At 49.6% G+C, this 25,640-nt stretch carries 17 protein-coding genes and 3 pseudogenes; 4 read left to right on the top strand and 16 right to left on the bottom strand.

Annotated features, from left to right (window positions below):
- Window positions 1-13: 13 nt before the first annotated feature.
- The 3 genes from DXA93_RS00745 to DXA93_RS00735 all read right to left on the bottom strand — a co-directional run bounded on the left by DXA93_RS00745 (window position 14) and on the right by DXA93_RS00735 (window position 3,490).
- Window positions 14-769 carry an exodeoxyribonuclease III gene (locus DXA93_RS00745; protein ID WP_117509068.1) on the bottom strand — a complete coding sequence of 252 codons (756 nt, stop codon included), beginning with the start codon at window positions 767-769 and terminating at the stop codon, window positions 14-16.
- An 81-nt stretch (window positions 770-850) separates the two neighbouring features.
- Complete coding sequence (locus DXA93_RS00740; RefSeq protein ID WP_158554953.1) at window positions 851-2,311, bottom strand: aminotransferase class I/II-fold pyridoxal phosphate-dependent enzyme; 1,461 nt, start codon at window positions 2,309-2,311, stop codon at window positions 851-853.
- Between the two features lie 114 nt (window positions 2,312-2,425).
- Window positions 2,426-3,490 carry a branched-chain amino acid aminotransferase gene (locus DXA93_RS00735; protein WP_117509070.1) on the bottom strand — a complete coding sequence of 355 codons (1,065 nt, stop codon included), beginning with the start codon at window positions 3,488-3,490 and terminating at the stop codon, window positions 2,426-2,428.
- Window positions 3,491-3,768: 278 nt separating this feature from the next.
- Here DXA93_RS00735 and DXA93_RS00730 point away from each other — a divergent pair, with 278 nt between their 5' ends.
- From DXA93_RS00730 to DXA93_RS00720, 3 genes and pseudogenes are all read left to right on the top strand, one after another.
- Entirely contained in the window at window positions 3,769-4,137 is a 369-nt protein-coding gene (locus DXA93_RS00730) for a DUF1292 domain-containing protein (protein ID WP_117509071.1), read from the top strand.
- Window positions 4,138-4,355: 218 nt separating this feature from the next.
- Window positions 4,356-4,679 (top strand): helix-turn-helix domain-containing protein, encoded by a 324-nt coding sequence (locus DXA93_RS00725; protein WP_055218165.1) that lies wholly within the window; start codon window positions 4,356-4,358, stop codon window positions 4,677-4,679.
- Between the two features lie 189 nt (window positions 4,680-4,868).
- Window positions 4,869-8,458 (top strand): annotated as a pseudogene (locus DXA93_RS00720) (ABC transporter ATP-binding protein/permease).
- A gap of 94 nt (window positions 8,459-8,552) precedes the next feature.
- Here the strand turns inward: DXA93_RS00720 and DXA93_RS00715 are convergent.
- From DXA93_RS00715 to DXA93_RS00665, 12 genes and pseudogenes are all read right to left on the bottom strand, one after another.
- Complete coding sequence (locus DXA93_RS00715; RefSeq protein ID WP_119198150.1) at window positions 8,553-9,863, bottom strand: M18 family aminopeptidase; 1,311 nt, start codon at window positions 9,861-9,863, stop codon at window positions 8,553-8,555.
- A 240-nt stretch (window positions 9,864-10,103) separates the two neighbouring features.
- Window positions 10,104-11,949, bottom strand: a pseudogene (locus tag DXA93_RS20385) (ABC transporter ATP-binding protein).
- Window positions 11,950-12,030: 81 nt separating this feature from the next.
- The gene (locus tag DXA93_RS00705; protein WP_022463287.1) at window positions 12,031-13,779 is read right to left on the bottom strand and encodes an ABC transporter ATP-binding protein; all 1,749 of its coding nucleotides are present in this window, start codon (window positions 13,777-13,779) and stop codon (window positions 12,031-12,033) included.
- Window positions 13,773-14,234 carry a MarR family winged helix-turn-helix transcriptional regulator gene (locus DXA93_RS00700; protein WP_243109118.1) on the bottom strand — a complete coding sequence of 154 codons (462 nt, stop codon included), beginning with the start codon at window positions 14,232-14,234 and terminating at the stop codon, window positions 13,773-13,775. The genes DXA93_RS00705 and DXA93_RS00700 overlap by 7 nt, the downstream gene beginning before the upstream one ends.
- A gap of 237 nt (window positions 14,235-14,471) precedes the next feature.
- Window positions 14,472-16,259: a cobaltochelatase CobT-related protein gene (locus DXA93_RS00695; protein WP_119198149.1), complete on the bottom strand. Its 1,788-nt coding sequence runs from the start codon at window positions 16,257-16,259 to the stop codon at window positions 14,472-14,474.
- 11 nt (window positions 16,260-16,270) lie between these two features.
- A complete protein-coding gene (locus DXA93_RS00690) occupies window positions 16,271-17,182 on the bottom strand; it encodes an AAA family ATPase (RefSeq protein WP_119198148.1) in 912 nt (303 codons plus the stop codon).
- Window positions 17,183-17,451: 269 nt separating this feature from the next.
- The gene (locus DXA93_RS00685; RefSeq protein ID WP_055226489.1) at window positions 17,452-18,909 is read right to left on the bottom strand and encodes a radical SAM protein; all 1,458 of its coding nucleotides are present in this window, start codon (window positions 18,907-18,909) and stop codon (window positions 17,452-17,454) included.
- A 230-nt stretch (window positions 18,910-19,139) separates the two neighbouring features.
- Window positions 19,140-19,262, bottom strand: a complete 123-nt coding sequence (locus DXA93_RS18865) for a hypothetical protein (RefSeq protein ID WP_256372628.1) — start codon at window positions 19,260-19,262, stop codon at window positions 19,140-19,142.
- Window positions 19,259-19,597, bottom strand: coding sequence for a hypothetical protein (locus tag DXA93_RS00680; RefSeq protein WP_117812861.1), 339 nt, complete (start codon window positions 19,595-19,597; stop codon window positions 19,259-19,261). Before DXA93_RS00680 ends, DXA93_RS18865 begins: the two co-directional genes overlap by 4 nt.
- Before the next feature lie 323 nt (window positions 19,598-19,920).
- Window positions 19,921-21,242 (bottom strand): annotated as a pseudogene (gene aspS, locus DXA93_RS20380) (aspartate--tRNA(Asn) ligase).
- Window positions 21,243-21,641: 399 nt separating this feature from the next.
- The gene (locus tag DXA93_RS00670; protein WP_117760381.1) at window positions 21,642-22,814 is read right to left on the bottom strand and encodes a metallophosphoesterase; all 1,173 of its coding nucleotides are present in this window, start codon (window positions 22,812-22,814) and stop codon (window positions 21,642-21,644) included.
- A 92-nt stretch (window positions 22,815-22,906) separates the two neighbouring features.
- A complete protein-coding gene (locus DXA93_RS00665; protein WP_055218178.1) occupies window positions 22,907-23,707 on the bottom strand; it encodes a PHP-associated domain-containing protein in 801 nt (266 codons plus the stop codon).
- Between the two features lie 296 nt (window positions 23,708-24,003).
- Here DXA93_RS00665 and DXA93_RS00660 point away from each other — a divergent pair, with 296 nt between their 5' ends.
- A complete protein-coding gene (locus DXA93_RS00660; RefSeq protein WP_055218180.1) occupies window positions 24,004-25,026 on the top strand; it encodes a hypothetical protein in 1,023 nt (340 codons plus the stop codon).
- A 21-nt stretch (window positions 25,027-25,047) separates the two neighbouring features.
- Here the strand turns inward: DXA93_RS00660 and DXA93_RS00655 are convergent, their stop codons facing one another.
- Complete coding sequence (locus tag DXA93_RS00655) at window positions 25,048-25,596, bottom strand: TetR/AcrR family transcriptional regulator C-terminal domain-containing protein (RefSeq protein WP_055218182.1); 549 nt, start codon at window positions 25,594-25,596, stop codon at window positions 25,048-25,050.
- Window positions 25,597-25,640 lie beyond the last annotated feature (44 nt).

Genomic DNA, 25,640 nt, shown 5'->3' with positions numbered 1-25,640 from the left:
ATGTTACCAATTGTTATACCTCTAAATCCAGTTCCACCGGGCAATGGTCGGAACCGAGAATTTCGGTATGGATTTTGGCATCTGCAACTGCATCTTTTAAGGACTCTGATACCATAAAGTAATCAAGCCGCCATCCTGCATTCCGCTGGCGTGCCTGGAAGCGGTATGACCACCAGGAATACGTCACGGTGTCCGGATACAGCATACGGAAGGAATCAACAAAGCCTTTTTCTTTGATCACAGCAAATTTTTCGCGCTCCTCTTTCGTAAAGCCGGCGTTTTTCTCATTTGCCTTTGCATTTTTGATATCCATCTCGGTCGCTGCGACGTTCAGATCTCCGCAGAAAATCACCGGTTTTTCCTGCTCCAGTCCTTTTAAGTAAGAAAGAAACGCATCCTCCCACTCCATCCGGTAGGCAAGGCGTTTTAATTCATCCTGTGAATTCGGTGTGTAGACGGTTACAACAAAGTATTCCGGAAACTCTGCCGTGATCACACGGCCTTCCATATCATGTTCTTCGATTCCGATACCATAGCGAACAGAAATCGGCTCCTCTTTGGTAAACAGGGCCGTGCCGGAATATCCTTTCTTTTCCGCATAATTCCAATACTGATGATAGCCGGGCAGCTCAAGGTCGATCTGTCCTTCCTGCAGCTTTGTCTCCTGCAGGCAGAAAATATCGGCATCTGCCGCCTCAAAGTATTCCTGAAAGCCTTTCTTCATGCAGGCTCTCAGTCCATTTACGTTCCAGGATATCATTTTTTTCATACGCAATTCATCTCCTTTTCCTTACAGTCTGTTCTCTGCGGTTTCTGTTGCAAAACGCTGGGAACCGACTTCCGTTTTCTTTTATTCCTCTTTCAGAACATACAGCACTTCCAGCGACGCATCCGACGGTCCGTGAAATTCGCAGCCGTCTGCTTTATACTGGCGCATCAGTTCCAACATTTCTCTGCTGTACCGCTCGCCCGGGCAGATGAGCGGGATTCCCGGCGGATATGGGGCTGCCATCTCGGCTGCAATTCGTCCTTCCGCTTCTGCAAACGGAACGGCTTCCTTCTCCGCAAAATATGCCTCGCGCGGTGTCTTTACCATCTCCGGCAGGCTGCGGAACAGCCACTGCTTTTCTGTAAACTTCGTCCGCCCCGTCGTTTTCCCGCTCTCTGCTGCCGAAATTCCTGCCAGCGCATCGATCAGCCGTGTGATATCTTCCTCGCTGTTTGCCCAGGTAATAACGCAGACCACGTTCTCCTCGTCGGCAAGCTCTGTACTGACGCGGTATTCCTCGTACAGACGCACCTGCAGATCGTAGCCGGAAATACCAAGTTCTCTTGCCGAGAATACAAGACGCGTCAGGTCGATCTTCCATACGCCGCACGTTCCTTCCATCTCGGTCCCAAGAACTTCGATTCCTTTGATCTTTGCAAGCTCCTGCCGCGCCCTCTGGCCGAGTTCCAGCGCGCGTTCCATTCGCTCTTTTCCGTGCAGCGCCATCCCGCGCCGCGCCGCATCGAGGGATGCCATCAGAAGGTAGGACGGCGATGTACTCTGTACCATCTGCAGATTGGCGGCCACTCTTGCCTCATCGAGACGGCCAGAACCGAGTGATAAGAAGGAGCTCTGTGTAAAGGAACCCGCCGTTTTGTGGATACTCTGCGCGCAGGCATCCGCACCACTTTCCAGTGCGCCGAGAGGAAGCTGTTCGGAAAAATAGAGGTGCGATCCATGTGCTTCATCGACAAGAAGCGCTGCGTTGTGGCAGTGACAGATTTCTGCGATCGCCTGCAGATCACTGCAAAGACCGTAGTACGTCGGGCTGACCAGAAGTACGGCTTTCGCATCCGGCGTTTCCGCGAAGGCTTTTTCGATCGTCTCCGGCGTTACGCCGCCCCACATCTGCCATTTCGTGCTGTACTCCGGCATCACATAAACCGGTGTGGCTCCGCTTAAAATCAGGCCCATCAGCACCGATTTGTGCACGTTTCGCGGAACAATGATTTTTTCGCCCTCTTTCACAGACGAAAGCACCATCGCCTCGTTGCCGCATGTTGTGCCGTTGACAAGAAAAAAAGTTTTTTTTGCCTTCCACGTTTCCGCCGCCAGTTTCTGCGCCTCTGCAATCACGCCCTCCGCGTGATGCAGATCGTCAAGCCCTTCTGCCTCCGAGAGGTCATACGCCGCAAGCGACGCTCCGTTTAACGTCTCATCCAGCCCGCGCTCAAACCGGTGTCCCGGAATACGGAAATAGGCCGGTGCTTCCTCCCGGAACTGTTGTAACGCCTCCACAAGAGGCATTCGATTCTGATCCATTCTGCTTTGTTTCCTTTCAAACGATTTCTGAATCTTTTTCTGAAGCGAAAGAATCCTCCCCGCACCGCTGTGCGGGAAGGACCCCCTTATCTGCATTTTTCTGTTTTATATGGTTTATTCTACCGGAGTAGTCCAGCCATATTTATCTTCCAGTTTACCCCACTGGATACCGGTCAGGGTATCGTACAGTTTCTGGGTCAGCTCACCGATCTTGAAGTCATTTACAACAACAGAATCGTCCTTGTATACAAATTCACCAACCGGAGATACAACTGCTGCTGTACCAGTACCAAATGCTTCTTCCAGTGTGCCGTCATGACCTGCTTTCATCAGATCGTCAACCGACAGATGTGTTTCGTTTACTTTATATCCCCAGTCTCTTAAGATATGGATCAGGGAATCACGGGTTACGCCCGGAAGAACAGTTCCTTCCAGCGGTGCGGTGTAGATTTCGCCGGCAATCTTGAACATGATGTTCATGGTTCCAACTTCCTCTACATATTTACGATGTACGCCGTCCAGCCACAGAACCTGGGTGCATCCCATCTTCTCTGCTTTTACCTGGCCTGCGATGGAACTTGCATAGTTACCGCCGCATTTTGTAAATCCTGTGCCACCTTTGACTGCACGAACATATTCATCCTCAACCAGGATCTTAACCGGGTTGATGCCCTCTGCATAGTATGCTCCAACCGGAGTGGTGATGATAACGAATTTGTAGGATTTTGCCATATGTACGCCAAGGCTTGCCTCAGTAGCGAACATGAACGGACGGATGTAAAGAGATGTACCTGGCTCAGACGGTACCCAGTCTTCCTGTGCTTTAACCAGTGCTTTGACAGCCTCTACAAACATCTCCTCCGGTACGCCCGGCATGCAGAGTCTCTCGTTGGATTTAATCATACGGCGTGCGTTCATTTCCGGACGGAACAGCTGGATCTTTCCTTCTGCTGTTCTGTAGGCTTTCAGTCCCTCGAACGTTTCCTGTGCATAGTGAAGTACCATGGTTGCAGGATCCATCGGGATTCCGCCGTACGGTACGATTGCTGCATCATGCCATCCCTGCTCTTTGTCCCAGTCCATGACAAACATATAGTCTGTAAAGTGTTTTCCGAATCCAAGATTTTTCTGATCCGGTTTTTCCTGTAAATGTTCTCTTTTTTCAAATCTGATATCCATTTTTTGCCTCCCCGGCAGTTGAGGATAAGTTTGTTCAGCTGCCTGTATATTTAGATTCAATAGTGATAGTATAAAACTGTACCCGAAAACAGTCAATAGAAAATACGACTAATTTTTCATTTTTTCGTTCTTATTTATTGTATCTTTTCCGTATTTTCCTGTATCAGCCGCATTTTTTCTGCTTTCCCGGCACAGCCATTGTGTTTTTTTCTATTATCTGTTAGAATGGCAGACAAGAACCTGATAAGACTTGAACACGAAAAAGGAAGGTAATACAAATGAGTGAAGAATTATTCAACAGCGCATCCTGCAGCGGAGACTGCGCAGACTGCGGCAGCGACTGCCAGGATCTGGATCAGCCGACTGTTACCCTGACACTGGACGACGATACCGAAGTAAAATGTGCCGTACTGACCATTTTCCCAGCTCCGAACCAGAAAGAGTACATCGCTCTTCTGCCGCTCGATGAAAACGGCGAGAACGAAGACGGCGAAGTTTATCTGTATCGTTACTACGAAGAGAACGGCCAGCCGAACCTCGACAACATCGATTCCGATGAAGAGTACGAAATTGCAGCAGACGCATTCGACGAGCTGATGGATACCGAGCAGTTCAACGAGATGGAAGAAAATTCCACCGAAGAGTAAGAATCACAGACTTTGAAACGATTGCAGAACCCGGCGGGAGACCTTATTTTCCTGCCGGGTTTTTCTCTCTTTTTCTCTCAAATTCCCATTATTTCTTATTTGTACAGCTTTTCTGCATCTCTCTTTAAGATCTGTTTCTATTCTTTTACAGACGTATAATATATGTGAGTAGCAATTTTCATGCCGCTACATTACATAGGAATACGAGGTATCTTTTTATGAGAGATAAAGATGTGATACAGCACATTCAGGATTTATGCAAAGAGCGTTCCTGGACTTATTACCGTCTTGCAAAAGAGGCGGACATTCCCTATTCTACCTTAAATAATATGGTAAACCGCACCAATATTCCAACCATCCCTACCCTGCAGAAGCTCTGCGACGCTTTCGGCATCACACTTGCCGATTTCTTTCTCGACGAGCCGGATGCCCTGCAGCTTACCGAAGGACAGCAGGAAATCATTACGCTTTACAATAATCTTTCGCTGGAGAAAAAGAAAATCTTAAAAGCTTATATGAAAGGTCTTCTGATGGAAGTCTGACTTTTCCGGCATCATAAGTATCACAGATAAAGAAAGTTCCGTTTTTTGTTTTTCTAAAACAGAGGCGGAACTTTTTTTCTGTCGATAAACTTTTCTTAAATTTTTCTAAAGCCCGGGACTTTTCCCGTATTTCGTTGTAGAATAAAGGACAACTGTTCACATATTAATCACAGAAGGAGTTACCCTTTCATGCTACAGATTCAGCATATCAAAAAAGAATACCGGACCGGGACGCTGGTACAGAAAGCGCTCGACGATGTGTCCTTAAATTTGCGCGACAACGAGTTTGTCGCTATTTTAGGGCCGAGCGGTTCCGGAAAGACGACGCTTCTGAATATCATCGGCGGCCTCGACCGCTACGACAGCGGCGATCTGATCATCAACGGCATTTCCACGAAAAAGTATAAGGACCGCGACTGGGATCCTACCGGAACCACACGATCGGCTTTGTCTTCCAGAGCTACAACCTGATCCCGCACCAGACCATCCTTGCAAACGTAGAGCTGGCGCTTACCATTTCCGGTGTTTCCAAAGAGGTGCGGCGCAAAAAAGCAATCGCGGCACTTGAAAAGGTCGGTCTTGGAAAACAGCTCCACAAGCGGCCGAGCCAGATGTCCGGCGGTCAGATGCAGCGTGTCGCCATCGCCCGCGCTCTTGTCAATGATCCGGAAATTCTGCTTGCCGATGAGCCGACCGGCGCGCTCGATTCCGACACCAGTATTCAGGTCATGGACCTGCTGCAGGAAGTTGCCAAAGAACGCCTTGTCGTCATGGTCACACACAATCCGGAGCTCGCCGAGCTTTACGCCAACCGGATCGTCACCCTGCGTGACGGTGTGATCTGCTCCGACACGAACCCGTTTGAGCCGGATTCCGAAACCCTGCTTCCGCCCAAACACAAAAACATGGGCAAATCGTCGATGTCCTTTCTGACGGCGCTCTCCTTAAGTTTTAATAACCTGCGCACCAAGAAAGCGCGGACCTTGCTCACCTCGTTTGCCGGCTCAATCGGCATCATCGGCATTGCACTGATTCTGGCACTCTCCTCTGGTGTCAACGAGTATATTCAGAATATGGAAGAGGAAACTCTCTCCGAATATCCTCTTCAGATCCAGAGCACCGGCTTTGACCTCACTTCGATGATGGTCGGCTCACAGAATGCCGGCAAAGACTCAAAAGATTCCGGCAAAAAGAATGAAATCAAAGTCCAGGAAGTCGTGACCAACATGTTCTCCACCATGAACTCCAACGATCTCGCTTCCCTGAAAAAGTACCTTGACGGCGGTGCGGACGGCATTTCCGACTACACAAATGCCATCGAATATTCCTACTCCGTCACGCCGCAGATCTACCGCGAAAACGGCGATTCCATCCGCCAGGTGCACCCGGACCAGTCGTTCCGCTCGCTCGGCCTTGGCGCAAGCTCCAACAGCATCATGTCATCCATGATGAGCACCAACGTCTTTTACGAGATGCCGGACACCGCTTCCCTGTACGAGAACCAGTACGACTTAAAAGCCGGACACTGGCCGGAAAACTATAACGAATGTGTGCTTGTCCTCACTTCCGACGGCGGAATGAGTGATTTTCTGCTCTACACCCTGGGGCTCCGCGATGCACTCGAGCTGGATGAGATGGTCCGCCAGTTTTTAAATGAAGAAACCGTCGAGACCCCTTCCTCCATCGGCACGTATTCCTACGATGATATCCTCGGCACCACGTTCCGTCTTGTGAACAGCGCCGACTGCTACGAATACGACAGTCAGTATCAGGTCTGGAAAGATAAAAGCGACAACGAAGACTATATGAAAAAGCTCGTTGCCAACGGCGAAAAGCTCACAATCACCGGTATTGTCCAGCCGTCCCCTGACTCTGCCGCCTCTGCCCTGACCGCCGGCATCAATTACCCGGCATCGCTGACCCGCCACGTTGTGGAGGAAGCAAAGAAATCCGAGATTGTGAAACAGCAGATGGCGGACTCCTCCATCGATGTCTTTACGAATCAGGAATTCGGCACCGTGGATCAGAACAGCGGTCTTGATATGGATTCCTTTATCACTGTCGATGAGGACAAGCTGCAGAACGCTTTCCAGTTCGACGATTCCGCACTCTCCGGTGCTTTTTCCGGTGATTCCATGAACCTTGATTTTTCCAGTGCCTTTGCGGACGCCGGAAGCAGCATGGATCTCGCGGGTGCGATTGACCTCAGTCAGATCTCTCTTAATTTCGACGGACTGCCGCAGCTTGATCTTGGCCAGATTTTATCCGGGCTTACTCTCAATGTCAGTGAAGACGGCATGCAGGAACTGGCTTCCAGCCTCATGGAGGGCTATCAGGGCTACGCCTCGGAGCACCCGGAGGCGGATTATTCCCATTTACAGGAGGATTTCGTCTCCTACATCAATTCCACGGAAGCACAGGAAATCCTGCGGCGCCACATCCAGACCATCATTGCAGGCGGCGGTGTTTCCATTACACAGGAACAGATCCAGGAACTCATTCAGCGGATCTTCAAAGGGTATCAGGCATACCTGATCAAGATGGGCTACACCGACCCGGAACAGTTTGATGCTTATCTTGCGGAGTATCTGCAGACCGAAGAAGCTGTTCAGATCATCAACGACTGGATTTCCGAGGTGATGCAGAACAACGGCAATATCGAAATTACATCCGACCAGCTCACTGCGCTTGCGACGGAGCTTTCCAACGGTTATCTCGCTTACGTGAAGGAGAACGGCCTGCCGGATCCGACGGAGATGGGCCAGCACTTTATCGCCTATCTGAACACGGCGGACGGCCAGCAGCGGCTGAACAGCGGTATCACAAAAATCGTCGATCTCGACGGACTGCAGTCCCAGGTTTCTTCTGCGCTCACAAACTACATGGCAGGCGTTATGGGAAGCTACTCCGCTTCTGTCGCCTCGGTTCTGCAGACACAGATCACTTCCGCGATGGAACAGATGATGACGCAGATGGCCTCTGCAATTCAGTCCGAGATGGAGCGCGCCATGACGCAGGTCGGTAATTCTCTTCAGGATTCGATGGGCGATGCCATGAAGATTGACACCGATGCCTTTGCAAGTGCCTTCCAGATGAATATGACTGAGGATGATATGAAAGAGCTCTTCGCTTCTCTTAGTTCTTCCGGCTCTTCCACCTATGAGGGCAATCTGCAGAAACTGGGCTACGCTGATTTTGACGAACCTTCTTCGATCAGCATTTACCCGAAAAACTTTGAGAGCAAGGAACACGTTGTCTCCATCCTCGACGGTTACAATGACACGATGGAAAAAGAAGGCAAAAACGAGCAGGTAATCTCGTACACCGATATGGTCGGCACTCTGATGTCCTCCGTCACGGATATCGTCAACATCATCAGCTACGTGCTGATCGCTTTTGTCGGCATTTCCCTTGTGGTTTCCTCGATTATGATCGGCGTCATCACCTATATCAGTGTTCTGGAACGCAAGAAAGAGATCGGTATCCTGCGCGCGATCGGTGCTTCGAAACGCAATATTTCGCAGGTCTTCAATGCCGAAACCTTCATCATCGGACTCTGTGCAGGACTGATCGGCATCGGGCTCTCGCTGCTTCTGATGATTCCGGGCAACCTTCTGATCCACCATCTGGCGGATACGACGAAGGTCAGTGCTTCTCTTCCGCTCGTCCCGGCGCTTGTTCTGATTGCACTCAGCGTCGTTCTGACCCTGATCGGCGGTCTGATTCCGTCGAAGAAAGCGGCAAAAAGCGATCCGGTTACGGCACTCCGGACAGAATAATCTGATCCTTAAAACACACTTTGCAAGTACGCAAAAAGCGGCCGGCAGAGGCTTTTCAAAAGTCCCGCCGGCCGCTTTTTTCTATCTTAAACTTTTATTTTTCTTCCAGAAAAAATCCATGCTCTGTCCGCACCAGTGTCGTCTCATAGAAGGTCTTTGCGAACTGCACCAGATAAGCAGTATCTTTGGCGCCTGCCGTCTCATACGGGGAATGCATCGCAAGCTGAGCCATTCCGATATCCACGCTTGTCACCGAGACAAGAGAGTTCAGAATTGCGCCGAGCGTGCTTCCGCCCGGAATGTCGGCGTGGTTTGCGAATACCTGGCACGGTACGCCGGCCTTCTCGCAAATCATCTTTGTTACGGCTTCCGAAACAGCATCGGTCGTGTATTTCTGGTTTGCACTCTGTTTGATGACAACGCCGCCGTTCATGTAGACGCGGCTCTTCGGATCGTATTTCTCCGCATGCGCCGGATGGAACGCATGTGCATTATCGGCAGAAACCATAAAGCTTCCCGCAAGATCTCTGTGGTAAGCGATCGTATCTTTTCCGCACGCTGCGTTGATGTGCTGCAGGGTCTCAGTCAGGAACGACGAATCTGCGCCCTGTTTGGTAAGGCTTCCGACTTCCTCGTTGTCAAAGATTGCGCAGACATTAACCTGACCTGTCGCTTTTGCGGCAAGGAATCCTTTTAAGGAACCGAATGCGCTCTGCAGATCGTCGAGGCGGCCGCTGGACAGAAATTCTTTGCTGGCGCCCCAGATAGAGCCCTCCACGCGGTTGTACAGATAAAGTTCCATCGAGAGGATGTCCTCTTTTGCCGTATCCGGCAGAAACAGCTCATAGAAATGATCTTTCGCTGTCTCATCACCGAGAATCGGGAGCATGTCGGTCTGCACACTGTATTTGATTCCGTTGTTGATGTCGCGGTTCAGATGAATCGGCAAATTCGGGATCGTCACCAGATCTCGTCCGGCATCAACCAGCACGGATTTCACGCTGTTTCCGTCACGTACCACCATGCGGCCCGCCAGGGAAAGCGGACGGTCAAACCATGGGGAACGGATCATTCCGCCGTAGCCCTCCACGTTCAGGCGGGTATAATGACCATCCGTCACGAATGGGTCCTCTCCCTTTACTTTAAACGTCGGACAGTCGCTGTGGCTTGCGATGATCTGGTAGCTGGAAAATGCGCTCTCCGGGATCTGGAACGCAATCACCGAGGATTCATTTCTCGTCACATAATATTTTCCGCCCGGAACGAGACTCCATTCTTTTGTCTCCTCCAGTTTTGTATATCCATTTTCGTTCAGCAGATCACTGGCTTCTTTTACCACATGAAACGGGCTTTTGCACCGCATGATAAAATCGAGCAGCTCCTGCGCTGTATTCAGGTATTCCATAGTTTTTCTCCTTTGCATATATTCAAACGCTTCTTCTATTTTATAAAATCCCGCTGTCTTTTTCAAGACCCAAAAACCTGTGGGAACTTACTGTATCACTCGCAATCATCGTTTCGAATCGGATATTCGCAATCCGCTTCGCTACTCGCACATAAAACCAGCCGCTGCTTCACAAAAAAATCCCGCACAGACAGATTTTTATTTTCTGTCGTGCGGGACTTACTTTTTCCGTTTTTTCTGCTATGCAGAAACCTGATTTCCGGTATACAACTGATAATATTTTCCTTTCTGTTCCATCAGCTGATCATGGGTACCGCGCTCAATAATTTGTCCCTGCTCAAGAACCATGATACAATCGGCGTTTCGTACGGTAGACAGACGATGTGCGATAACAAAGGTTGTTCTTCCGCTCATCAGCTTATCCATACCATCCTGAACAATGCGCTCGGTACGGGTATCAATGGAGCTTGTCGCCTCATCGAGAATCAGTACCGGCGGATCCGCAATGGCTGCACGCGCGATCGCAAGAAGCTGCCGCTGACCCTGGGACAGATTCGCACCGTCTCCGGTCAGCATTGTGTCATAGCCCTGCGGCAGACGCATAATGAACCCGTGCGCATTCGCCAGTTTTGCTGCTGCTACAACCTCATCCTCCGTCGCATCGAGCTTTCCGAAGGCAATATTTTCTCTTACCGTTCCCGTAAACAGATGTGTATCCTGCAAAACAATGCCAAGCGATCTTCTCAGATCGTCTTTTTTGATCTTTCCAATATTGATCTCATCGTAACGGATCTTACCTTTCTGAATATCATAAAAACGGTTGATCAGATTGGTAATGGTTGTTTTTCCGGCTCCGGTGGAACCGACAAACGCGATCTTCTGACCCGGCTCCGCAAACAGTGATACATCGTGCAGAACGATTTTATCCGGGTTATAGCCGAAATCAACATGTTCGAATACCACACGGCCCTGCAGCTCGCGGTAATCCACAGATCCATCTGCCTGGTGCGTATGCTCCATGCCCATTTTCCGGTACGCTCTTTCGTCTCGGTGAGTTTTCCGTTTTCTTCCTTCGCATTGACAAGCGTTACATACCCCTCGTCCAGCTCCGGCTCTTCATCCATCAGGCGGAAAATACGTTCGGCTCCTGCAAGTGCCATAACGATTGCGTTCAACTGCTGGCTGACCTGGTTGATCGGCATGTTAAAACTCTTGTTGAAGGTCAGAAAGCTTGCCAGACCACCGAGCGTAAAGCCACCGACATTGCCAAGGGCAAGTGCACCGCCGACAATCGCACAGACAACATAGCTCATATTTCCAAGCTGTGCATTGATCGGTCCGATGACATTCGCAAACGCATTGGCATTGTAAGCACTCTCATACAGATTGTTATTAATTTCTTTGAATTTTTCGATATTCTCCTCTTCATGACAGAATACCTTGACAACCTTCTGGCCATCCATCATCTCTTCGATAAAGCCGTTGACTTTACCAAGATCCCTCTGCTGTTTTACAAAGAAATTTCCGGAAAATCCGGCCACCTTTTTTGTCACTCCCAGCATGATAGATACCATAACCAGCGTTGTAATCGTCAGCGGGATGTTCAGAATCAGCATACTGACAAAGACACTGACAATCGTGATTGCACTGTTGATGATCTGCGGGATACTCTGACTGATCATCTGGCGCAGAGTATCAATATCATTTGTATAAATCGACATAATATCGCCGTGCGCATGCGTATCAAAATATTTGATTGGCAGCTTTTCCATATTGCCGAACAGATCATTTCTCAGATTCCGCAGGGTTCCCTGGGACACATAAATCATGGTACGGTTCTGAATGAACGCAGCCACAATACCGATCCCGTAAAATCCGGCCACCCGCAAAATTGCGTGGAGCAGCGGGCCAAAATCCGGATCCGGCTGGGTCAGCATCGGCGTGATATAGCGTCAATCAGCGTTTTCATAAACATCGTTCCCTGTACGTTTGCCAGGACGTTGACAAAAATCGCAATGACAACAGCGATGCAATGTACGGTATAATCCTTTAATGCATATTTCATAATTCTGGTAAAGATCTTCATCGGATTCTTGACCTGCGGTTTCACCCCTCTTGGAGGTCTTGCGCCCGGCCCCTTTACCTGCTGTACTCTCTCTGCCATTCCTTACTCACCTCTCTTTTCGTCAAAGTCTCCGCCGCCACCGGTCTGAGACTCATATACTTCCCGGTAAATTTCATTGGTTTTCAGTAATTCCTCATGGCTTCCAAAACCATTTACTTTTCCGTTCTCCATGACAATGATACGGTCTGCGTCCTGCACACTGGAAATACGCTGTGCAATGATCAGCTTTGTCGTTTCAGGAATCTCGGTCAGGAATGCCTTCCGGATTTTTGCATCGGTTGCGGTATCGACAGCACTTGTACTGTCATCCAGAATCAGCACCTTTGGTTTTTTCAGCAGCGCTCGTGCGATACAGAGGCGCTGTTTCTGGCCGCCGGATACGTTGGATCCGCCCTGCTCGATGTAGGTGTTGTAGCCCTCCGGCATCCGGTCGATAAATTCATCAGCGCAGGCAAGACGGCAGACACGCTTGCACTCTTCTTCCGAAGCATTTTTATCACCCCAGCGAAGATTGTCGAGAATGGTACCGGAAAACAGCACATTTTTCTGTAAAACAACGGCTACTTCATTTCGCAGAGTTTCCATATCGTAGGAACGGACATCCTTTCCGCCGACTTTGATGGAGCCTTCCGTGACATCGTACAGACGGCTGATCAGGTTGACAAGACTCGTCTTCGCACTTCCGGTTCCGCCGATGATACCGATGGTCTCACCGGATTTGATCGAAAGGTTGATATCCGAAAGAACCGGCTCGCCTGCTCCCTTTTTGTAGTTGAAGTAGACGTGATCGAAGGTAATGCTTCCGTCCGGAATATCAAAGTCCGGATTCTCCGGATTGTCGAGATCGCTCTTCTCATTCAGAACCTCGGTAATACGGCGCGCACTCGCAAGGCTCATCGTGATCATAACGAATACCATCGAAAGCATCATGAGGCTCATCAAAATGTTCATGCAGTAGGTCAGAAGGCTCATCAGCTCTCCTGTTGTCAGGCTGCTTCCGACGATCATCTTCGCACCGAGCCAGCTGATCAGAAGAATACAGCTGTAAACGGTAAGCTGCATCAGCGGCGCGTTGAAGGAAAGGTTTTCCTCTGCTTTACAGAAAATTTTGTAGATGTTCTCTGCTGCTTTGTGGAACTTACTTGTTTCATGATCCTCACGCACATACGCTTTTACTACGCGGATGGCGGATACGTTTTCCTGTACGCTCGCATTCAGCTCATCGTACTTCGGAAATGCCTGATCGAAATATTTCATCGCGGAACGCATGATCAAAAACAGACACGTTCCGAGGATAAGAATGGCTACCAGATAAACGCTTGCAAGACGTGCATTGATATAAAACGACATAATCATCGCGATAATCATGCTCGACGGTGCACGCATGCACATACGAAGAATCATCTGATAGGCATTCTGCAGGTTGGTGACGTCTGTCGTCAGGCGGGTGACAAGACCTGCGGTGCTGAATTTGTCGATATTCGAAAATGAATATTCCTGAATGTTTTCAAACATGGCCTGACGCAGATTTCTTGCAAATCCGGCAGACGCTTTTGCTCCATATTTTCCGCCCATGATACCGGCAAACAGACCGATGGCTGCTGCTGCCACCATGAACGCTCCCACCACGTAGATGTGATGGAGATCGCCTTTTTCTACACCATCATCGATAATGGATGCCATCATAAGAGGAATGATCATCTCCATGATAACTTCCAGAATCATGAAAAGCGGAGTGGCAATGGAGGCTTTTTTAAACTCTTTTACCTGTGCTCCAAGTGTTTTTAACATGATGTCTCTCCTAACATATTTTTTACATTGCTTTTGAGCTGGTCGATGACACGGTAGAAGGTATCGAGATCTTCTTTTGCAATTCCTTCAATTGTCTGTTCTTCCAGAATATCGATCATATCTTTCGTCTTCTCGTGAAGCTCTCTTCCGATATCGGTCAGCACCAGTTTCTTCAGACGTGCATCATAGGGAACGGACTCCCGTCGGATGTAGCCCTTTTTCTCCATGAGCTTTAAAATATTCGTCACGGTGGACCGACAGATCTTAAACTCCGCCTCGATATCCTTCTGGAAAATATCTTTGTCTTCGTTCCGGCACAGATACCCTAAAATCCATCCGTGCATGGCGGTCAGTTCATCGACCCCCCGCTCTCTGGCGGCTGCCATCAGGTTCCGTGACATCATATTGTCCAGCGTCCGCAGTTCGTGGCCGATTTTTCTTTTTTTACAACACACGCTGCTTTTTTCCTCCTTTCCCCTTTGCTGCCGTCCCCATCTGTTCTTTATAAAACTGTTTGAACAAGGACTGTTCTATAAGCAACTGTTCTATAGATAACTGTTTCATATTAAACAGTTCGCTATAGAACATTCTAGGAGGTTTTGTGGGAAATGTCAACCTGTTTGCGTAAAAAAATTTGAAAAAAATGCTCCGGATAAAAGTTTTCCACTTTCCGCCCGGAGCATTCCGCTCGTTTATTCTTCGATTTTTCTTCTTAAATAGCTTCCCACCATATGGGAAAAGTTGCGGATGTCGCGCGCATATGCGAAATCCTTGCCGAAAATCTTCTGCTCCGCCATAAGCTCCGTCTCCTCGCCTACAAAGACCCCAAGCACCGAGACACCCTGCTGCCTAAGGCGCCGCACCTCAGTTGCCGTGTCATGCAGCGCATAGTCATCCCGGTACGGCTTTGGATTTCTCGCATTCGGCCGGTTCACCAGCACATCGTACGGCTTTCCGTCGCTTAAGAGGATCAGCAGCTTCCGGTCCTCCTGGCGTTTTAAAAGATCCATCCCCGCCGCCTTGACAGCAAGCCCGTCGCGGTTGTTTGATGATGTAATATACTCAAAAATATTGCTGTTCTTCTCCCGCGGATCGTCGTAATCGCGCATCCGGTGCAGAATCGTGTAATCCCAGAACGTACAGAAGCTCATCACGCGGAACGGGATGTGCAGGCGGCTTAAGGTCTCCGCCAGAATGTACGTCTGCAGTGTCACATTCTCCTGGCGCGGCCGCTGGGAACCGCTCGCATCCACGAGAATATCCACGACAAAATCCAGCGAATTCCGCCGCTGCTCCAGCCGGAACAGATCCGCATTCTGACTCCGTCCCACCTTCCACATCCGCGCGGGCTGTAAAATTCCGTGGTCTGCATCTGCAAACGACTGGTCCTCCTGCAGCAGCATCGCTTTTTTCAGTTCCTGATACAGCAGCGAAATGTTCTGCCGCACCGCGCGGTGCTGGTCGTAATAGGCATGAAGGTTTTTATCCTTCTGCTTCTGCGCGTAGGAGAGCTGATAATACTTTCCGACCGGATTTTTCAGCACACCCTCCGTGTAATAGAGGCTGCAGTCGCTGTGGATGCCGCGGCAGAGCTGGTAATTCCGGCTTTTCTCCTCACTCTCCGAGAGCCACGTTTTTCCGTAATTGCGCTGAATGTACTGATACATCCGTGCCAGCGCTTTCTCATCAACGACAACGACCTTTTTGGTATCGCTTCCCGCTGTTTTTTCTTTCTTCTCTTCCGCCTCTTTTGATGTGAAATTTGTCATATCAAGCGAAACTCGCTCCAGATATGTCTCGAGCCCGTCCTCGTACAGTTCCTCCGAAATGAAATCCTTCCAGGAATACTCGGTGAGCTCCTCGATCGTTACCGCAAGAACCGAGGCAAGATCACCGTGCTTTTTCACAAATGCGGGATCGACGACCTTATTGTACAGCTCGTCCGTCACCCGGATCAGTTCCATTGTATCCGCTGTTTCGGATGCGTGCTTCAGCAGCTCCATCCACTCCCGCGTTTTCCCCGAGTATGAAGGGCTTTTTTCCTCGTCCTCCTCTCTTCTTCCGCGCAGATACTCCAGTTTCAGGCGCCCTGTCTCATTTTTGGATAAAGATTCAAACGAGTGGTCCAGTATTTCCTCCGCTGCTCTCCTTCGAAAGCCCTTGACACCGGGGCGCTCGCTTTCGAGCCGCTTCGATACGGCCTCCTCCGTCACCAGCTGGGCGAGCATCATCAGTTCTCCCTCCGCTGCGCCGCTGTAAACCTTCTTCACCAGATACAGGCTGTAGGCTTCCCGATCAAAGTAACACGAAAAGGCACCCTGGCGGATCGTATCGTACAGCACCGTATCCGGCTCTTTCGCATACCGCTCCACGTCCGGGTTCAGCTTCAGCGTGTAGTCGCCGCTGACGGTCCAGACGAGATTGCGGATCCGGCTCTCCAGCTCCATCTCATGCGTTTTTAATGTTTCCTCTGTCACCATACGTATTTCCTCTAAAAAATATCCTGCGGCGTCCACTCTTCCGGAATCCGCGTGCGCACAACATCCCGCACGATCTCTTTTTCAAACAGGTCAAAGCATTTATTGACAATGCCGATCTGCACCGCAAGATACGGGGACAGCCCCTGGCGCATCGTACCGATCGCTCCGAACAGGCCGCGGAGGTCGAGCGCACGCGTGGTGATTTCCGCCTGTTTTGCCTTTTTCTGCAGATCGAGGTAAAGACCGGCCAGCGCATCGCGTGCCGCCGGTTTCAGATCCGGGAATTTTGACTGCATCAGATAAAACAGTGTCTCTTCCGTAAGCGACGGCATGTCAATCACCAGAAAGCGGGACACCAGCGCCTCGTTCAGCTCTCTCGTTCCCGCATAGCCGTAGTTCATCGTTCCGATCATCCGCGCCGCCGGGTGAAGCGGAATTTTATCGTAGCCCGGCACATCGATAATGCGGCGGTAGTCGAGCGCGGCGTGAAGAACACTGACTGCATCGTTTTTCGCCATGTTGATCTCATCGAGAATGCCAAAACCGCCTTCCTCTGCACAGCGGTAAATGCTGCCCTTCCGGAGTGTGACCTCCTGGTTCTGGAACGTATCGGTTCCGATCAGCTCGGCACTTCCTGTGTTTACATGGAAGGAAACGTTGTACGTCGGTCTTCCGAAAACATACGCCAGTGTCTCTGCCAGCACGTTTTTTCCCGTTGCCTTCTCGCCGGTCAGCAGCAGATTTTCGCCCTGCAGCAGCGCGGCAATTGCCATCTCCAGAATCTCTTTTCCAAAAAACGGGATTTCCGGCGTACTCATGCGGTTCTCTAAGCCCTCCGCCACCGGATAGCTCTCGCGGAATCTCCGCACGCTCTCAATTAACGCCCCGCTCACGCCCTGTTCCTGTAAAAATGAATCGTTCATCTTCTATTTTTTAATCCTCTCTGTCGTTAAAATATCTTTTTGCTTCTACCAGTATACGGGATCTGCCTTTTTTCTGCAAGACCTGTCGGACTTATAGTAATCCCCGAAAATAATGCAAAAAATTCGCGCTCTGCAGCACTGCCTTTTTTGCATTATTTTCGGGTCTTGCTATAGATTGAATTGAATTGAAACATAAAGACACCGGAAAACAGGCTTTATCCCGTTTCCCGGCGTCTTATTTCTGTCATTGATTCAGTTCATGCATCGCATTATCCGCGGATTCCGGAAAGAATTTCCTCTGTGGAAGCTTTTGCCTCCTCGTCCAGGTTCTCTTTCTTATAGTTCTCATATCTCTGTTTGTGATGCGGATTCTCTGCCCACAGCTCGTCTGCGGCTTTTTTCCACTCAGCAGCATACAGGTCACATTTTCCGCACAGATGCTCTGCGCTCTCCGGAGACTGCAGGTCGGTTGACTTCGCGCCGGTCTTCTCTACCATCTCACGCAGCAGTTCCGGATTTTCGAGCATCGGACATGGGCGCAGGTGGTTGCGGTTGAACGGCTGTCCATCGCGGTATGCCTGGAACAGCGGCTGCTGCAGTGCTTCGATCAGGGAAACTTCGTTGATGTTGGCGCCGGAGTAATGGATGAAAACACACGGCTCCACATCGCCGTTTGCATTGATATGGCAGTAGTTTCTTCCTCCTGCGATACAGCCTCCGACGAACTCACCGTCGTTCTGGAAGTCCATAACAAAGATCTGTTTGTCGCTCTTATCGGAACGGATCTCACGCAGTCTGTGATAGATATATTTTCTCTGCTCAACCGTCGGCATCAGCTCCGGTGCAGCGTCCATGCCGACCGGCATGAAGTGGAAATACCAGCTGTAACGGCATCCGTGCTCGATCAAAAGATCCAGGAACTCGTCACTTGTAACGGTCTCGAGGTTTGCTCTTGTGTAGCAGATGGAAGTACCAAAAAGCAGACCGTGTTTTTTCATCAGATCCATGGCTGCCAGAACTTTATCGAAAATACCCTCGCCGCGGCGTCCGTCGTTGACCTCCTCGAAGCCTTCCAGAGACAGGGAGAAGGAGATATTGCCGAGCTTCTGAACCGCCTCACAGAACTCCTCGTCGATCAGGGTTCCATTGGTGAAGCAGTGGAATTCACAGTCATGATGCTCTTCTGCCAGACGCAGGATGTCTTTTTTGCGCACAAGCGGTTCGCCGCCGGTGAACATGTAGAAGTAGGTTCCCAGCTCTTTTCCCTGGCTTATGATATCAGAAAGTTTCTCATAGGAAAGATTCAGCTTGTGGCCGTATTCTGCTGCCCAGCATCCGGTGCAGTGCAGGTTACAGGCACTTGTCGGGTCCATCAGCATCGTCCATGGGATGTTGCAGTTGTATTTTTCACGGTTCATACGGATCTGTTTCGTTCCGACGAAAGCTGCCTGGAATCCCAGGTTCAAAGCAGTCATTTTGATCACCTGCGGATCCAGCTCGTCCAGTCCGCGGTTGACATACTGTACCCATTTGTTGTCCGGATTCTGCAGCATGGTGCGGATGTTGTCGAAGGTTTTCTCCGCAAACATATTTCCGGTAAATTTCTGTACAAAATCCGTCAGATTCAACAGCGCTTTTGTTCTGTCGTCTCCGTGATTCACATATTTTAAAACACCATCGATCGCAGCGCCTGCAGCGGCTCTTTCTACTTTCATTTTTGCATCCATTGTTCACGATCTCCTTTGTAATAGTTTAATATTTTCGCCCGGAATTGATCTGGTTTTGAATACCACATCCTGGCTTTTTCCCATTATATTCTCCATATTTGGAAAATACAACCCAAAATTCCCTCGTTTTGGACACATCAAAAAAAGTGTCCCACAAGGGAACACTTTTTCCTGTTTTTCTCTTTCCGTTATATTTTACATTGCATTTTCAGATTCACACAAAGCATTTTCTAATTTTCGATCAGAACCGCGCGGATCGGTCCGCCGTACTGGTGTTTCTTTTTGACCGGAGCAGCCACAAGAAAATAATGACCCGAGGTCACTTTCTCCAGATTCAGATTTTCGACAATCACCGTACCTTTTTCAGCAGCTGCTGATGAACATCATTCCCCGATGTCTCATTTCCGACAGTTTCCTGCTCCACACCGAGCAGCACCAATTTTTTCTCTGCCAGGTAATCTGCCCCATCGCGTGTAATCTGCGCATCGCCGCGGATCAGAAGACGTTCACAGTCCTCTTCCATGACCTCCTCGAGCACTTCTCTTGTCACTTTTCCCTCAAGCTCCGCCACCTGACAGATGCCAAGTGACCGATCGAGCGTCGTCTGCGCCGTTCCTTCCTCCGTCATCAGATGACGCGGCGCGTCCATTGCGGAAAACTGCTCTCCGGAAATGTCATATAATTTCATATTTTCCTATCCTCAAACCGGGAAACTCCCGTCTTTCTTTTTTCCAATATTTGCCGATACTGCCAGATTCTGCCGGCAGCCAAACCTTGTTTAGTATAGCCTATTTTCGGACGCTTTACAAGGCTCATTTCTGCAAAAATTCTGACTTTTATACAGCAATCCTATCTGCAATAAACAATTTGTCATTTTCACTCCCCTGGTGTATAATAGAAATATCCAAACGGTTACGCTATCTTTCAAAAGGGAGGGAAATCTTATGAAACTCCGGCTAAGCCCGTGGATCTGCGCCACAGCTTCGCCGGAGTTTTTTACACTCTTCTGGTTTACGGAATCAGACGGTGAATGTCTCTTGGAAACAGGGATGCGTTCCGCACATTTTCAAATCCGAGAAGCCGTGCCGTAAACCGCTCCAGCCCAAGACCGAGACCGCCGTGCGGAGGCATGCCGCAGCGGTGCATCATTAGATAGCTCTCAAACGCTTCCACATGCATGCCGCGGCTTTCGATCTTTTCCACCTGCTCCCGGTAATTGTGGATGCGCTGGCCGCCGGTCGTCACTTCAAGGCCGCGGAACAGAAGGTCAAAGCTTTCCGTCTCTGCCGGGTTTTCTCTGCTGTCCATCGCGTAGAACGGGCGCTTGGCGCTTGGATAATGTGTCACAAATACGAAGTCACTGCCTGTCGTTTTCTTCACGTATTCGCACAGCAGTTTTTCCTCCTCCGGTTCAAAGTCCAGTTTCTCCGAAAAGGCTCTTTTGTATACGCGGCTCACCAGCTCTTTCGCCTCGGAAAAACGGATTCTCGGAATCTCCGTGATCACCGGCACCTCTGCTTTTAAAGCGAAAGCTCCGCTCCGCATGTCTCCTGCAGCCGTCCAAATGTGTACCGCAGCATTTCCTGCTCCATCGCCATGATGTCCTCAAAATTCTCGATATAGCCCATCTCAAAGTCCACGCTTGTATATTCGTTCAGATGACGCGCCGTGTCGTGCTTCTCCGCCCGGAAGACCGGTGCGATCTCGTAGACACGCTCGAAGACGCCGACCATCATCTGCTTGTAAAACTGCGGGCTCTGCGCCAGATATGCCTGTTCGCCGAAATACGACAAAGAGAAGATATTAGCTCCGCCCTCGGCTCCCGCCGCTACGAGCTTCGGTGTGTGGATTTCGGTGAAGTGCTGTCCATCCAGAAATTCGCGGAACGCCTGACAGATCTTTGCCTGGATCTGGAAAATCGCGCGCTCTTTTTCGTTGCGCAGCGTAATTGGGCGATAGTCCAGCAGGTTCTCGATGGAAGTGTTGACCCGCTTCTGGTTGATGACAACCGGCGGTACTTCTTCCGGCTCGGAGAGGATTTCCACGTCTAACAGATGCAGGTCATACCCGCTTCTGGAACGCTCTTCACGGATCACCTCCGCGGTAAACCGGACACACGCCTCTTCTTTTAATTCCTCCAATGCAAACCGGGCATACGCCGGCTCGTACACGCACTGTACCATCTGCCGTTTCGTCCGAAGCAGCACAAATGCAAATGAGCTCATTTTTCGGATTTTGTAAATGCTTCCATGCAGCCGCACGATTTCGCCGATGTGTGCTCCTAACTGCTCTGCTTCGAGTTCCTCTGTTTTTCTTACTTTTACGGTATTCATTTCTGTCTTCATAGTCTTTTCTGCCTTTCTGTTCTGATTTTTCTTTATCGCCGCAAAATCAGCAGAAAATCCATATGGACATAATCTGTATGTCCCATACGATCACAACCCTTCTCTGATGTAAATTTCAAGTCATTCCCGCATGGATAAAAAATGGCAAAGAAAAACCACACGGGGTATTTCTTTTTCTCCCAGTGTGGTTTCCCTTTGCCTTATCTTCCACACAGGTACAACACAATCAGCGCCTGTACCTGTGAAGTATAGTAGTCTTCACTTTGATACAAGCGCTATCAATCGTCGTCCCTGTGCATCTGTACGCTGTGCATCTCGTTCATCGTTGATAACCTCTGTTTCGTAGTTTTGTTGTATTATAATTCTGCGTTCCGGTTTTGTCAACCCTTATTTTCCGTAATTGATGATCACCACTTCCGCTTTCGTCCCGATCCGCATCGGCGGTCCCCAGAGACCCACGCCGGATGTGACGATGCTGTACATGTCTCCGACTTTCTTCATCCCGCAGGCATTCTCCCACATCAGGCCGGTAAGGATATTTCCTGGGAAGAGCTGTCCGTCATGCGTATGGCCGCCAAGATCAAGGTCTGCGCCTGCCTCTGCCAGCTCGGTCAGCTCCGACGGCTGGTGGTCAATCACAAAAACTGGAAGCGACTGGTCCAGTCCGGTAAGCAGTTCGGACGGCGTGTCGCGTGTCTCCTGCGTTTTGCGGATCCGGTCGGGATCTTTTCGGCCCGCCAGATAAAAGGCATCATCGATACAAACCACATCATCCTCCAGCAGATGAATCTTCGCGCGGTCCAGGAACTCACCGAACCGGCGGTCGGCGACGCGCTCCTCCTTCGTCTCAAACGTAAAGCCCGCGAGAATCTTCTCATCGAGATCGTGGTTGCCGTAGCAGGCGTACGTGCCGTACCGGCTCTTTAAGCCCGCCAGAAGATCCGCCACGCGGTCCGGCTCATAGATGGCATCGTACTCATTATCAAAAATATCCCCGGCAATCACAACGACATCCGGCTCCTCAGCGTTGATTTTTTCCACCATCTCTTCCATCTGATGACTGCCGATGCTGTACCCCAGATGAAGATCTGCGACGAGCGCAATTTTCAGATGTGCATCCTTTTTCGATGGAACCTCATATCGTGTCGTGTAAATATGGACTGCATGCACCATTCCATAGATGCACATTCCCGTCACAAAAAGGATCGCGCCAAGGCCGACCGCTTTCAATCCCATCGGAGAATACAGCCAAGTTTTCGTCAGTACCGTATGCGCAAAAATGAAGCGCAGCAGCACCAGAATCGCGGTGAAGCCAAGAAAATACAGATACATGCCGAGCCAGCAGTTGCTGATGACCTTTAAAATCCGGTGAACGGGATCTCTTTTGATCAGAAAGCTCGTCAGCAGGGAAAGTGCAAAAAATGCATACAGCACCAAAATGACACCCAGCACGGCCGGATGGCGGAACAGAGGATGCACCTCCTTCATCCACCGCAGCAGCCAGTAGGCGGTAAATACATTTGCCAGTATGTAGACCGGCGCAAGAAATATTGCAAGCATACGTATGTTTCCTCTCTTTTTCGATTCAAATACAGGGCAGGAAAAAGCGTGCCGAACGAAACGTTTCCGGCACGCTTTTTGCCAGGCATTCATCAGAGTTTTTTCTCTATGATATCAAACAGCTCACGTCTCCGCTTCCGCCAGCGCCAGCCATTTGCAAGTTTGTTGTAGAAATAGAACGAATCCACAAGCACCATGTTCAGGCGGCCGATCCGGTCTTTCGTCGTTCCGTTGTAATGTTCGCCGCCGCATTCGATCTGCGGGCACGTTTTTACGTAGGCGATCAGATCATCCTCACTTCTGATGGTATCCGGCAGCTCGGTGTACGCTTTTCCGATGCAGTCCAGCCGGTGCGCATCGCTTCCACCAAAGCCGGGCTTATTGAATTTCTCCGCCAGCCGTTTCGCTTTTGCGTTCGTCTCCGCGCTTTCACACGCATTGAAAATTTCAACAAAATCGAACTGCGGGAGAAGCTGGGCAATCCGCTGCTGATACTTTTTCTTCCGTTCATTCGTGCTGATCATGCTCATAAATTTTTCGCCGTACGGATGCGCCGGTCCTAAAATTCCGCCGTACGCATGGACGATCTTGACAAGGATCGATCCCGGCAGGCCGCGCAGCTCCAGAATTTTTAATTTTACGCCGAACGGCATAATCACAAGAATGTGGCCGCAGTCGCACGTATCGTACTCAACACCTTTTAATACCACAAAATCCTGGTGTGCTCTTCCCTTGATGGCATTCTTCCACTCGCGGTATCCGTCATAGGAATCGTGGTCGGATACCAACATTCCTCCAAATCCTTTTCGTTTCAGTGTTCGGATGTACTCCTCAATCATGACTTTTCCATCCATCGAACCCTCTTTTGTGTGGCAGTGCATATCAAATTTCATGCAAAACGCCTCCTTTTATCTTCCATGTTCGAAAACCATTTCGTTTTTCCTATTTTTCTGGAATCGTTTCGGATGGTTCCGCCGCGTTTTTGGCGCGGCAGAATCGATAGTTTGTACCATCTAACTTTATTTTACCACTTTTTCCACAAAAGAAAAAGAAATTTCTTCTGAAGATCTGGTAAATTTTCCTTAAAGAATGGAGTTTTTAGACAATTCCTGTTCTTTGTCCCTGTTTTTACCGTGTTCTTTTTGCTATGATAAAAACAGCTTATTTTACTTGATCGGAGGAACACATTATGAATTCACAGGACATCACCCGCGCACTGATCGACACAACAGTTGCACGCGCGATGGTGGAGATGGACGCAGATCCGAAACGCAGCGTCCGCAAGCTCTGCGATCTTGGCCGCCAATTTTCCCGCGGCCGCTTTCAGAATCAGATTTTTGCCATTTTTCAGGATCTTCTGCGCAACGATGAAAGCCCGTATTATCAGGCGATCGACTTTCTGCTGCGCAGCAACGATCCGGAAGCGCTTCGTCAGTTCGGCATCAACATCGGCTACAACAGTTTTACCTACGGTGCGCAGATTCTGCGCCAGAAGCAGAAAGAACTTTCCTTTGCTGTTCCCTGGGTTGTCAAGCTCCGTCTCGACAGCCGCATCCCGGACACTTACGATTCCTCGTTTTTTGCATCCGTGGTCAGAACCGGTCTGACATACGGCATCTACTCTTATCAGCTCCGCTCCATGGATCATCATGAGGATATGGAATCCTACCTTGCCGTTATCCAGTCGCATCCGGAATGCGCGTTTCTCTGGTTTCTTTCCGATACGCCGCTTACCGAAAAACAGCAGAAACTGCTTTTATCCTGCCCGAACCTGATGGTTTCTCTTCCAATTGATGCCCCCTCAACGGCTTCCATGGCAAAAGCCCTGCGCCGTCAGAAAACGCTGTTCGGTATGCACAAAGTCTATCAGGATGCAGATGCTGCCGCTTATCTGCTCTCTTTTGACCACCTGTATTCCCAGATGGAACAGAGTGTCTTTTTCTTTCTGGTCGCAGATGATTCGTGCTCAAAAGAAAGTATCCGGGCTGTTTCCGATGTTGTTCAACAGTACCGCTTCACCCCCATACAGCCATTCTTCCCGATCGAAGTGCAGGAAGACTCCCGCAAAATTGAGCAGATTATCACCGCCAATCCGGCGTATCTGCTGCTTCTGCCGGATCACATGGCCCGCACACTCGATACGCCCACCGTTTCCTTTGAAGAGTTGTCTCTTCGGAATATATTTTACCGTGAACTGCTCGCAGATGCATAAAAGTACAGCCAAAGCGGAATTTTATTTCTTTGGTTCCGCTTTGGCTGCTATTTTTTCTGATGATCTGCATATCACTTCTTTCAGTTCTTCGACAAACGTTTCCGGTTCCAGCTCGCTTTCCATGGAAAACCAGCGCAGAACCGCGGTCAGGAAGGCATCACAGAAGAACGTTACAAACAGTTTCTGATTCTGTACCTGAAAGAGATCCTGTACAAAAAACGCCATGACCGGCTCGAGCATCTCGTAAAAGTAATCCTTAAAACTGTTCTGCCCTTCGATCCTCAGGGCACTCTGGTAAAATGCTTTATTCTGATAGAAAATATTGCAGACCGCCACCAGCACATCCCATTCATTCTCAAAGTTCTTTCCGCCCATGTTTGTCAGAAAGTCCACATAAAAGATCCAGTTTACCAGATCGTATTTATCTTTAAAATGATAATAAAAGCTTTTCCGGTTCAGACCGCATTCCTCGCAGAGATCTGAAATACTGATTTTCGCAAAAGACTTGCATACCATCAATTTTTTCATTGCATCTGCAAGCGCACTCTTTGTACTGTTGGAATCCGCCATCTCTTCTCTCCCTCTCTTTTCGACCGTTTGTGCTATTATTCTAC

Origin of the sequence: Blautia sp. OF09-25XD, from assembly GCF_003482095.1 — a bacterium.
In the GTDB taxonomy this organism is placed as follows: Bacteria; Bacillota; Clostridia; order Lachnospirales; family Lachnospiraceae; genus Fusicatenibacter; species Fusicatenibacter saccharivorans.
The sequence above is the reverse complement of the archived record's forward strand: the minus strand, read 5'-3'. Positions and strand labels throughout refer to the sequence as shown.

Excerpts from the sequence above, each read along its gene's own strand:
- DXA93_RS00670 (WP_117760381.1), bottom strand. The coding sequence starts at position 22,814 with ATGCTTGCAATATTTCTTGCGCCGGTCTACATACTGGCAAATGTATTT.
- DXA93_RS00730 (WP_117509071.1), top strand. The coding sequence starts at position 3,769 with ATGAGTGAAGAATTATTCAACAGCGCATCCTGCAGCGGAGACTGCGCA.
- DXA93_RS00660 (WP_055218180.1), top strand. The coding sequence starts at position 24,004 with ATGAATTCACAGGACATCACCCGCGCACTGATCGACACAACAGTTGCA.
- DXA93_RS00655 (WP_055218182.1), bottom strand. The coding sequence starts at position 25,596 with ATGGCGGATTCCAACAGTACAAAGAGTGCGCTTGCAGATGCAATGAAA.
- DXA93_RS00745 (WP_117509068.1), bottom strand. The coding sequence starts at position 769 with ATGAAAAAAATGATATCCTGGAACGTAAATGGACTGAGAGCCTGCATG.
- DXA93_RS00680 (WP_117812861.1), bottom strand. The coding sequence starts at position 19,597 with ATGAAATTATATGACATTTCCGGAGAGCAGTTTTCCGCAATGGACGCG.
- DXA93_RS00735 (WP_117509070.1), bottom strand. The coding sequence starts at position 3,490 with ATGGATATCAGATTTGAAAAAAGAGAACATTTACAGGAAAAACCGGAT.
- DXA93_RS00715 (WP_119198150.1), bottom strand. The coding sequence starts at position 9,863 with ATGGAATACCTGAATACAGCGCAGGAGCTGCTCGATTTTATCATGCGG.
- DXA93_RS00725 (WP_055218165.1), top strand. The coding sequence starts at position 4,356 with ATGAGAGATAAAGATGTGATACAGCACATTCAGGATTTATGCAAAGAG.
- DXA93_RS00740 (WP_158554953.1), bottom strand. The coding sequence starts at position 2,311 with ATGGATCAGAATCGAATGCCTCTTGTGGAGGCGTTACAACAGTTCCGG.
- DXA93_RS00685 (WP_055226489.1), bottom strand. The coding sequence starts at position 18,909 with ATGGATGCAAAAATGAAAGTAGAAAGAGCCGCTGCAGGCGCTGCGATC.
- DXA93_RS00665 (WP_055218178.1), bottom strand. The coding sequence starts at position 23,707 with ATGAAATTTGATATGCACTGCCACACAAAAGAGGGTTCGATGGATGGA.
- DXA93_RS00705 (WP_022463287.1), bottom strand. The coding sequence starts at position 13,779 with ATGTTAAAAACACTTGGAGCACAGGTAAAAGAGTTTAAAAAAGCCTCC.
- DXA93_RS00695 (WP_119198149.1), bottom strand. The coding sequence starts at position 16,259 with ATGGTGACAGAGGAAACATTAAAAACGCATGAGATGGAGCTGGAGAGC.
- DXA93_RS00690 (WP_119198148.1), bottom strand. The coding sequence starts at position 17,182 with ATGAACGATTCATTTTTACAGGAACAGGGCGTGAGCGGGGCGTTAATT.